This window comes from Streptomyces sp. NPDC002671 (assembly GCF_053592475.1).
This window is the reverse complement of the sequence record NZ_JBSFVU010000049.1, coordinates 23302-32722: the sequence shown is the minus strand read 5'-3', so window position 1 is coordinate 32722 and position 9421 is coordinate 23302. Positions and strand designations below refer to the sequence as shown.

The window sequence follows — 9421 nt, the reverse complement described above, 5'->3', positions numbered from 1 at the left end:
CGTTGCCTACTCTCGCCGCGAGGCAACTTCTCCAACCTCCGGTAGCGCAGCGTCACTTCGAAGGTGAAGTTGCCCATTGCGTTGGAGGCGTGGCCACGCCCGTGCTGGCGAATCTGTTCATGCACTACGCGTTCGACCTGTGGCTGGCCCGAAACTTCCGGGATGTCCAGTTCGAACGGTATGCCGATGACGCGGTCGTGCACTGCGTCAGCGAGCGCCAGGCCCAACAGGTCCTGACAGCGCTCGGGAACAGGATGGAAGAGGTTGGGCTGCGGTTGCATCCCGACAAAACCAAGATCGTGTACTGCAAGGACGGGAACCGGCGCGGTGCTTACGAGCACACGTCGTTCACGTTCCTCGGGTTCACGTTCCAAGCCCGCAGAGCGCGGAACAGGAAGGGGAAGAACTTCCCCAACTTCCTTCCCGCGATCAGCAAGGAGGCCCTGAAGAAGATCAGCGGGGAGGTCCGCTCCTGGCGGCTTCACCTGCGGATCGGCCTCACCTTCGCCGAACTGGCCCGCAGGATCAACCCGATCGTGCGCGGCTGGATGCAGTACTACGGAGCGTTTTACCGCTCCGAACTGCTGCCCCTCCTGCGACGTATCAGCGCCTACCTGATGCGCTGGATCCGCAAGAAGTACAAGCGATTTCGGTCGTTCAAGGCAGCCCACAGGTGCTGGCAGCGCATCACCAGCCGGCATTCCAGGCTCTTCGCCCACTGGGCATGGACACCGTGCTTCTGGTGATCAGAGTGACAAGAGCGGAGTGACGGGAGACTGTCACGCTCCGTTCTGTGGGAGCCCGGGGGTGAGACTCCCTCGGGCCACCCGACCACTGCCTGCGCAACCCCCTCCTGGGCCTGGGCGACCGCGAGGTCTGCGCACCCATCCACCGATGCGCCTTCGGATCCTGTGCGTCGAACACGTCCCACTGCCCGGTGCACTCGGGCAGAGCGTGCACCCACTGCACACATCGGCTGCCAGCTGATCCGACCTCCTCTGTCCGGCGTCCCGCCCAGGCCGTGCACGAGTCCGCGCTGCGCCCGACGCACGATCCGATTCTCCGATATATGCGATAAGACGCCGGATGGCGCGGTATGTTGGCGAGCAGTCCCCCTGGACGCCGCGTCCCCCCGTGCGCTGCGTCCGGGGGCATACTCCGCCGGATCCGCCAGTGGTCGTCGGCCGTCGCCCGTTCGGCCACAGCAATCCGCCCCCTCGACCGCCTCTTCGCCGGGCTCTCCTCCACCGTCACCGGGAGGTCACTGAGCCTTCTGGGCTCCTGGGTTCGGGATCCGGTAGATCGGGGTGGTGGGAGCGAGGGGGAGGTCGGGACGGATCCGGGCGCGGGGGAAGAAGCGGCGCTCACGGGTGAACGTGCGGCCCTCCACCACGCCGTCCTTGTAGACCGGCCCGACGAGCCGCCCGGCGCTGTCGCGGACTCCGATCCGCACCCCCGGCTTCCAATGCGCCCGCCGCCACGTGCCGAACACAAGCTGTCCCCGGGAGCCGGACGGCGCCGTGCGCTCCTCGGGCGGCTCGTCGCTTGGCGGGGTGAAGTCCAGAACATGGACTCCATGGAAGCCACCCGCCCGGCCAGCCTCGCTCGTGGCGATCCTGCCCAGGGCGCTGCGCGACGTGGGGCGCGGACCGGGGTCGGGAAGAACGGGCGGGGGTGTCCAGCGGGCGAACGCGAGCTGCGCGGCGTACCCATACAGCACGCGGCCTCCTGGGTGGTCGCCGAACGCGGCCGGCTGCAGCATCCAGCACCACCGGCCTTTGGCGTCGAGAGAGGAGATGAGCAGGAACCCGGACGCCGTGTCGAGCCGTCCATCCGTCTGGGCGGCGAGCAGGCCGCCGAGGATGAGGAGTGGCCAGTGACATCTCTCGAGGAACTGCAAAACCTGCTTGGTGAACCACGATTTCTGTGGTCGGATCCAACGCCATGGAATGATCTGGAGCAGAATCTAGGGGTTCCCCTCCCAAGGGAACTGCGAGAGTTCTCAGACGCGTACGGCGCCATCCTGATCAACAATCAACTCGACATCGGTCATCCAGGTGTCACAAACGGAAATCTCGGGGTTACGATTCAACGCACAATCGAGGCCTGGAGTCGAGCGCCTGAGGATGAAGTCCCATATGCCGTGGGGACCGAGCCGGGAAGCCTACTGCCGTGGGCAGGTACTTCTTCCGGAGAGACTCTTTTCTTCAGGATCCCTGAGGATGTAAGCAGCGTATGGCCCATCGGGGTTTACGAGAGCAACGAAGGTGGTTACCTTGAATACACCTTGTCGTTCAATGAATGGATGCTCGCATATCTCCGCGGCGAGGATGTGACAGTCTGTTCAAAATCCTTCGCACCGGATGGGCCATTCTACGAGCCCACTATGTGAGTGAGCCTTTTCCAACCTGCTTCCGGACTGGGGCAGTTGGGCTGACAACGTGGTGAAGCCCCTGGTAGATGGGTTTTCGACCAAGAGAACCGTCTCCACCAGAGGCTTCACGTGCTTGTCTACCCGTCGGGCGTCGACGTGTCCAGCTCCACCCTCCGTTTCCTCACGCAGCAGTTGCGGCGGCACCGCCGTACGATCGGCTCCCGGTGGCGGCGCCTGAGCGCCGGCCGCCAGGCCCTGCTTACCCTCGCCCATCTGCGGGTGGGACACACGTATGCCCAGCTCGCGGCCGGGTTCGGCGTCGGCACCACGACGGCCTACCGCTATGTCACCGAGGCTGTCGAGCCCCTGGGCACTCTCGCTCCCAGCCTGGCCGACGCGATGCAGACCGCGTCGGTGAAGGCGTATCTGATCCTGGACGGCACGCTCCTGCCGATCGACCGCATTGCCGCGGACCGGCCGTTCTACTCCGGCAAACACAAGAAGCACGGGATGAACGTGCAGGTCATCGCCGACCCCTTCGGCCGACTGCTGTGGGCTTCACCGGCCCTGCCCGGCGCCGTCCACGACATCCGCGCGGCCCGCGAACACGGCATCGTCGACGCCCTCGCCGAGGCTGGCATCCAGTGCTGGGCGGACAGTGATGATGGGCGATGGTGCCACCTACGGCTCTGACCCTTGGGCTGACTGACCGGAACTCCCGTGTCCTTCCCTTGATCTGTCGGCCCGTCGGTGGTGCCGTCGCACGCGAGCCTATGTCGCACGCCGCATCCAGCAGGGGCTGAGCAAGAAGGACATCATCCGTTGCCTCAAGCGCTTCATAGCCCGCGAGGTCTACCACGCGCTGACTCAGACCCGCACCCGCCAGGTCATCTCAACTACTTGACGTCTATAGGAGCATCAAGGGATACCGGGGTGCCGGGGGCACTGTGCGAACCCCCTACTGGGGCCGGTGGGAGACTCTCTCCGCAGGCCAGCGGGCGGTCAACCGGTCTCACGCAAAGATCAGGGCTCTCGTGGAACAGGCCGTCGCCACCCTCAAGTCCTGGCGGCTCCTCCGCAAGCTCCGCTGCTCGACCACCCGCATCACAAGCCTCGTCCAGGCCACCCTCACCCTCCATCTGGCCAGCTCAGACTGAGGAGAGAAAGGGCTCCCTACGTTGTTCTGCGGGAGGTGGTGAGCCCTTCGTATGGTTCACCTACCCAGGGGTGCCGGGTGTGGTTCAAAAGGCTCTGCCGTTTGTGGCTCACAGTGATTGGCCGCCCGGTGCCCCACGACGACTCGGCTGCCAATTAGGAATTGCGAATGATCGCTTGGTAGGGAATCGACAGCGAGGTCGTCCGTGGGAGGAATCAGCAGGACACCGCACGGAGGCATCACATGGCCGCGATCTGGGCCGGCATCGACGCCGGCAAGACCCATCACCACTGCGTCGCGATCGATGAGAGCGGCCAGCGGCTGCTGTCGCGACGCGTCGCCAACGACGAACCCGAACTGCTCGAACTCATCGCCGACGTCCTGGCCCTGGGTGACCAGGTGATATGGGGCATCGACCTGGCCGACGGCGGAGCCGCTCTAGCCATCACAATTCTCCTCGACCGCGACCTGCCACTGCACTACATCTCCGGCGGGGCCATCCGCCGTGCCTCCGAGAGCTACCGTGGCGAAGGCAAAACAGACGCCAAGGATGCCGCCGTCATCGCCGACCAGGTCCGCGTCCGCCGCGACCTGCACCCTTTACGCACCGACGACGAAGCCGTCACCGACCTCAAGATTCTCACGGGCCGGCGCACGGACCTCGTCGCCGACCGCACCCGCACGGTCAACCGTCTCCGAGCCCAGCTCACCGGCGTTTTCCCCGGCCTGGAACGGGCATTGGATCTGACCAACACCGGCCCTCACCTTGCTGACCGGCTACCAGACTCCCGCCGCCATCCGCCGGATCGGCAGCAAACGGCTGGAGACCTGGCTGCGCGCAACCGCCACATCGTCCGCGCCGACCGCATCGCCGAGACCGCCGTCCGGGCCGCCGAACGACAGCGCACCATCCTGCCCGGCGAGCGGCTGGCCGCCCAGCTGGTGCACACACTGGCGAAGGAAGTCCTGGCTCTCAACCAACAGATCGCCGAGCTCGACAAGGCCATCGAGGCCCGGTTTCGTGACCACCAAGCCTTCGAAGTGATCACCAGCATGCCCGGCCTCGGCATCATCCTCGGCGCGGAGTTCCTGGCCGCCACCGGCGGCGACATGGCCGTCTTCGGCACCGCCGACCGCCTCGCCGGCTTCGGCGGTGTCGCGCCGGTGCCTCGTGACTCCGGGAAGATCAGCGGCAACCTGCGGCGCCCTCGGCGATACAACCGCCGCCTCCAACGGGTCTTCTACGCCTCGGCATTGTTCAGCATCCGGCACTGCGAGGAATCACGACGGTTCTACGATCGCAAACGCGCCGAGGGCAAGCGCCACACCCAGGCCGTGCTCGCCCTCGCCCGTCGCCGCGTCAACGTCCTCTGGGCCCTTCTGCGCGACGGACGGCGCTACGAACTCACACCCCCAAGCGGCCTCGCGGTTTGACAGACGACATTAGGAATCACCGACTCCCGCCCCCTCTCGTTGTCCCTCACAGTTCGCGGCCCACCTCCGACGCACTCGACAGCCGAAGGACGTGGTGCCAGGCCACGCCCCGGGTCGCACCACCGACCGAATCGGCCGTCAGCCAAGGGCATGGTGCTGCGTGCGCTATTCCATCGCCGCGTCCAGCTCCACGTTCCCGGAGCAGTCCATGAACCAGTGCGCGCGGAAGTCCACCGGCATTGGGATCGGGTGCTGCGGGTCGGTGAGGTGACGGAACAGGTACTCCGTGGCCGTGCAGTCGAACCGATCCCCTGCCTCCGGTTCGGCTCCGGTGACGTAGACGGGCCATCGGTCGGGGTCGGGGCCCTCGGTGATCCAGTGGAACCACTGCTCGTGCTCGTTGCTCATCCAGGGCACCAGCCCGCCCGAGGCCGGGAACGGCGGATGCGGCTCCCAGGGCGCCTGGCCCAGCCTCGCCGCCAACTCTGCGCTCTTGATCAGGTCGTCCGGCATGGACACGCAGTGGAAACCGTCGAACATGCCATGGCCGAACGTCTCGACGAGAGCCTTGTAATCGCTCGGCAGCGGCGTTCCTAGGCGGGACTCGACTGCCGCCCAGTCGACCTGGCCCGCAGTCCTCGGCACCCAGCCGGTCACGGCGACGAGCCTTTCCAGCCAGGAGGTCTCCGCGGGCAACTGCTCCGCGACCGGCGTGCTGCGCAGGGCGATCATCAGGGCGGGGGCGGCATCCTCGCCTTGACCGGTCCGGCCGAAGGCGACCCACCAGTTACTGAACGGCCAGGCATACCTCCAGTCGACCTGCTCCGACAAGGGCAGTGGCGGCACTCGGTCGGCGCCGGCGAATGGCTCGCCGTATCGGTCAGAAAGCGTCTCGACGAGGTTGCCCAGGTCAGCACGACCGGAGACGGGAAGGCAGACATGACCTGGTGCATGCCCGTGCTCACGGCAGGCTAGGTCACGGCGGTCCGGCCACAGGATCTCGGCCACGGCGGTCAGAAGCTGTTCGTCGTCCATGCCGCGAGTCAATCACTCGCCGCCGACAGTAGAGCCCAGCGAAGGCCGCCGCGCTGATGCGACGGCTACGTGCTGGCGGCGACCACGGGCTGCTGCCTCTGACCGTCGTCACAAAGAGGGATTCACGATGAGCACCCGCACCGCCGCCGACGTCCTGGCCGAGTCCAGGCGTCGGACCAGTCTCCGCAAACGGCAGGCCGTGCTCGACACGGTCCGGCGAATGGTGGGCGACGGCGAGCGGATCACCTTCGCGACTGTCGCCCGCGCTGCCCGGGTCTCGACTTGGCTGGTCTACGCCGAAGGCGTCCGCGAGCACGTCGAAGCAGCGATCAGGCGGCAAGAGCAGGCCCGCGTCACCGGCGTAGCCGAGGGCCGGAGGGCAAGTCACGGGAGTCTGCAAGCGGACCTCGCGATGGCACGGGAGGAGATCAAGGAACTCCGTGGGGAACGGGACCGCCTTCGGCTGGCTATGCGGCAGCAGCTCGGACAACAGCTCGACCAGATCAGCCACCGTCCGCTGACCGAGCGGATCGCCGAGCTCACGGAGGCGAACAGGAACCTCGAACGTGAGCTGGCCAAGCTCCGGCCCCTGGCCACCCGAGCTCACGAACTTGAACGAGACCTGGCCGCGGCTCGTACCAGTCTGCGGCAGATGATCCGCGACACGAACCAGCTCTGATCGTTTGATTAGGGGTACGACCGTGGGCGAGGAGGTCTGGTGGGGCCCTGCTAGTCGGCTCACCAGAACGGTCACGGTCCCACCATCACGGCTGGGTGTAGCGGCTCAGCGGAGGCGGCGCGCCTGGGCTATGAGTTCAGCGGCCAGGCCCTCGCCTGCGCATGCATGATCGATCAGCACAGCACGGTAATGGCCGTTCGGCAGTTGTGGTGCAAGGGCCATCAGGGTCTCCAGGGCCCCTGCGTCACCCAGGTGCCGAGCACGGTAGGCGGCCTCAGCCGCGCGGAGCGTGATCTCTGTTGGACCGTGCTTCAACCCCTCGGTCGCAGACCGCACCGCGGCGGCGAAGTCCCCCTGCTCGGCCTGCAAGTCGGCTAGGTCGAGGTACAGCGACCAGTTATCGGGCTCCATGGCGAGAGCACGATGGAACGCCGCCGCGGCTTGGTGCGACTCACCGACCTTGCGCCAGGTAGCCGCTCGCACAACCTCGGTGAGCATGATCCGCTCGACAGCGTCAGCGCGGTCGCAGAGAGCGAACGATTCGTCAGTGAGTCCGCAGTTCCGCAGGAAGATTGCCATCTTGGCCATCGGCTCCGGTGCAGGCTCTCGATCGCAGACTCTGACGATCAAATCGAACCAGGGGTTCAACCCCTCTCGAACTGCGGGTGTGTCCAGGGCATGGCCGTAGTCCATGGTCCGCATGACCGACTCAGCCAGCGCCTCTGCTCCTACCCGGTCGAGGAAGCGCGGGTCACCGAACCACGGAGCTTTCGCCCACGCAACGCTGGGCCGTGCACCAGTCACCGAGCCCAGAGCCATCACCGCGTTGTCCATGTCTGCCTCAAGGAAGCTGACATACGACTGCGCCAACACCGCAGGTAGAGAGCTGGCCCCCTCAAGTGCCTCGGCGAGGTTTTGCCGCTGCTCGTTCCACATGTCGGCGAGCACCGTGTAAGGCTCTGGGGCTTCGGGCGCTGATGCGATAGCACTCGCGACGTAGTGGATGGCTGCCCGGGGGTCACCCCCGCAGTGCGCCATCACCCGGGCAAGGCTCACTCCGGCAACGGCAGCTCCATTCAACATCATCTGAGGATAGTAGAGGCCCTGGGCCTGCCCCTGCTGGTGATCAAATGGGGCGGCGCGACTGGGATGCGTGCGGTCTGCCGGCGGATGACTCTGGATGTATGAAGGCCACGTGGTCGGGGGTGGTCCAGGTCGGGTTGGTTGCGATGCCGGTCCGGTTGTACGCGGCCACTCAGGAGCATCCCGTACGCCTTCACGAGATTCATCTCGCCGACGGCAGCCGCGTCGAGCACCGCCGTTTCTGCAGGGCCGAGAACCGGAAGATCCCCTACGAACAGGTGGGCAGGGGCTTTGCCCTGGCAGACGGGCGCGTGGTGCCGCTCACTGAAGAGGACCTCGCACACCTGCCCCTGCCCACCAAGCAGACCATCGACGTGCTCGGTTTCGTGCCCTTCGAGGACATCGACCCGATCAGCTTCGGCCGACCGTACTACGCGGGTCCCGGACCGGGCGCCGACCGCCCGTACGCCCTGCTCGTCGAGGCACTCGCCCGCACCGGCTACGTCGCCGTCTGCAAGGTCGCCCTACGCGGCCGGGAACGCCTGGCGCTGCTCCGCCCCCGCCACGGCATGCTCATCCTGCAGACGCTCCTGTGGCAGGACGAGCTGCGCGACCCCGGAGACCTCGCGCCCTCCACGCCGGTCACCGACCGGGAGCTGGAGCTGGCCGAAGTACTGATCCACGAACTTGCCGGCATCGACGTCGGCGAGGTGCACGACGAATACGCCCACGCCCTTGAGCAGCTTGTAGACGCAAAGGTCACTGGCGGTGAGCTCGTTGAGCCGGCGCAGCCTGCTCCGGCGCTGGACCTGATGGCAGCACTGGAGGCGAGTGTCCGAGCTGCCGAGCGGGCGCACGAGTCGTCACGGCCTCGGCCGTGACCCTTGTTCGGCCAGCTGTCCCTGGCTGAAGGTCGCAGGCGTTGCTTGGCCCGCCGGGCCGCAGGGGGCCGGACCAAATCTTGCTGTCCGGTCCCGCTGCTGGCATCCACTTCGTAGATCGCCTCGTGCTGGTAGTCCGGGTTTCCGCTCAGGTGCGCACAGACGAAGCAGGGGCCGGTCCGAGCCCTGGCGACGTAGGTATCAAGGTCCGCAGCTTCCCGCTCCACCTGTTTACCAGTCCTTGATCTCGCCCAGGCGGTCGTAGGGCCCGGCAGTCACGACGGGTTCTCGTGACGGGGGAGCCGAGTGCTGATCGCCGTCTTGAGCTCAGCCATGGTGCGGCGAAAGGCAGTCTCAAGATCGACGTGATAGCGGTGAGCCAGGATGAGCACCGACCACAGGCAGTCCGCGAGCTCGTGCTCCAGTGCCGCTCGCCCGCCCGGCATGTCCCGGGCTCCCTCTTCGGCCATGACCAGCTTGGCCAGATCGCCGACATCGCCCACGAAGCCCAGCATGAACTCCTCCTGCGTCCACACCCGGCCCCGTTCATGCCGGTTCAGCTGGTCGTACAGGTCATGTATGCGCATCGCCTGCTGCAGCAGCTCATCAAGGCCCATCCACGCCTCCCGCCGATCTGCGTCACAACCACATGCTTCCAAGGGGATGGCCGAGAGGATGAGCGTCAATGCGGCCAACTGAAGCGCTCCGTGGCCAACCGAGGGGTTCAGTCACATCATCTTCACGTATTGCCGTGTTTCCGCCTGTTCGCGGTGACCGAC

General features: G+C 66.3%; 9 protein-coding genes and 3 pseudogenes. 8 read left to right on the top strand and 4 right to left on the bottom strand.

What is annotated here, in order from left to right; translation table 11 throughout:
• The first annotated feature begins 119 nt into the window (after positions 1–119).
• Complete coding sequence (locus tag ACWD35_RS39740) at positions 120–746, top strand: group II intron maturase-specific domain-containing protein (RefSeq protein ID WP_451356230.1); 627 nt, start codon at positions 120–122, stop codon at positions 744–746.
• A 515-nt stretch (positions 747–1261) separates the two neighbouring features.
• Here the strand turns inward: ACWD35_RS39740 and ACWD35_RS39735 are convergent.
• Entirely contained in the window at positions 1262–1720 is a 459-nt protein-coding gene (locus ACWD35_RS39735; RefSeq protein ID WP_451356227.1) for a hypothetical protein, read from the bottom strand.
• 12 nt (positions 1721–1732) lie between these two features.
• Here ACWD35_RS39735 and ACWD35_RS39730 point away from each other — a divergent pair, with 12 nt between their 5' ends.
• From ACWD35_RS39730 to ACWD35_RS39710, 5 genes and pseudogenes are all read left to right on the top strand, one after another.
• On the top strand, positions 1733–2392 hold the full coding sequence (locus ACWD35_RS39730) for an SMI1/KNR4 family protein (RefSeq protein WP_451356226.1): 660 nt from the start codon (positions 1733–1735) through the stop codon (positions 2390–2392).
• 111 nt (positions 2393–2503) lie between these two features.
• Positions 2504–3031, top strand: a pseudogene (locus ACWD35_RS39725) (transposase family protein); the annotation flags it as partial.
• A gap of 103 nt (positions 3032–3134) precedes the next feature.
• A pseudogene (locus ACWD35_RS39720) lies at positions 3135–3278 on the top strand (IS110 family transposase); the annotation flags it as partial.
• A 16-nt stretch (positions 3279–3294) separates the two neighbouring features.
• A pseudogene (locus tag ACWD35_RS39715) lies at positions 3295–3531 on the top strand (transposase family protein); the annotation flags it as partial.
• A gap of 242 nt (positions 3532–3773) precedes the next feature.
• Positions 3774–4964: an IS110 family transposase gene (locus ACWD35_RS39710; protein ID WP_451356225.1), complete on the top strand. Its 1191-nt coding sequence runs from the start codon at positions 3774–3776 to the stop codon at positions 4962–4964.
• Between the two features lie 165 nt (positions 4965–5129).
• Here the strand turns inward: ACWD35_RS39710 and ACWD35_RS39705 are convergent, their stop codons facing one another.
• On the bottom strand, positions 5130–5999 hold the full coding sequence (locus ACWD35_RS39705) for an SMI1/KNR4 family protein (RefSeq protein WP_451356224.1): 870 nt from the start codon (positions 5997–5999) through the stop codon (positions 5130–5132).
• Positions 6000–6126: 127 nt separating this feature from the next.
• Here ACWD35_RS39705 and ACWD35_RS39700 point away from each other — a divergent pair, with 127 nt between their 5' ends.
• Complete coding sequence (locus tag ACWD35_RS39700) at positions 6127–6678, top strand: DUF6262 family protein (protein ID WP_451356223.1); 552 nt, start codon at positions 6127–6129, stop codon at positions 6676–6678.
• Positions 6679–6783: 105 nt separating this feature from the next.
• Here ACWD35_RS39700 and ACWD35_RS39695 read toward each other — a convergent pair whose 3' ends face one another.
• Positions 6784–7626: a tetratricopeptide repeat protein gene (locus ACWD35_RS39695; protein ID WP_451356222.1), complete on the bottom strand. Its 843-nt coding sequence runs from the start codon at positions 7624–7626 to the stop codon at positions 6784–6786.
• 236 nt (positions 7627–7862) lie between these two features.
• Between ACWD35_RS39695 and ku the strand changes: the two genes are divergently transcribed.
• Complete coding sequence (gene ku / locus ACWD35_RS39690) at positions 7863–8642, top strand: non-homologous end joining protein Ku (protein ID WP_451356221.1); 780 nt, start codon at positions 7863–7865, stop codon at positions 8640–8642.
• A gap of 275 nt (positions 8643–8917) precedes the next feature.
• On the opposite strand, the gene ACWD35_RS39685 is transcribed toward ku, so the two are convergent.
• Positions 8918–9259, bottom strand: a complete 342-nt coding sequence (locus tag ACWD35_RS39685) for a MazG nucleotide pyrophosphohydrolase domain-containing protein (protein ID WP_451356220.1) — start codon at positions 9257–9259, stop codon at positions 8918–8920.
• Between the last annotated feature and the right edge of the window lie 162 nt (positions 9260–9421).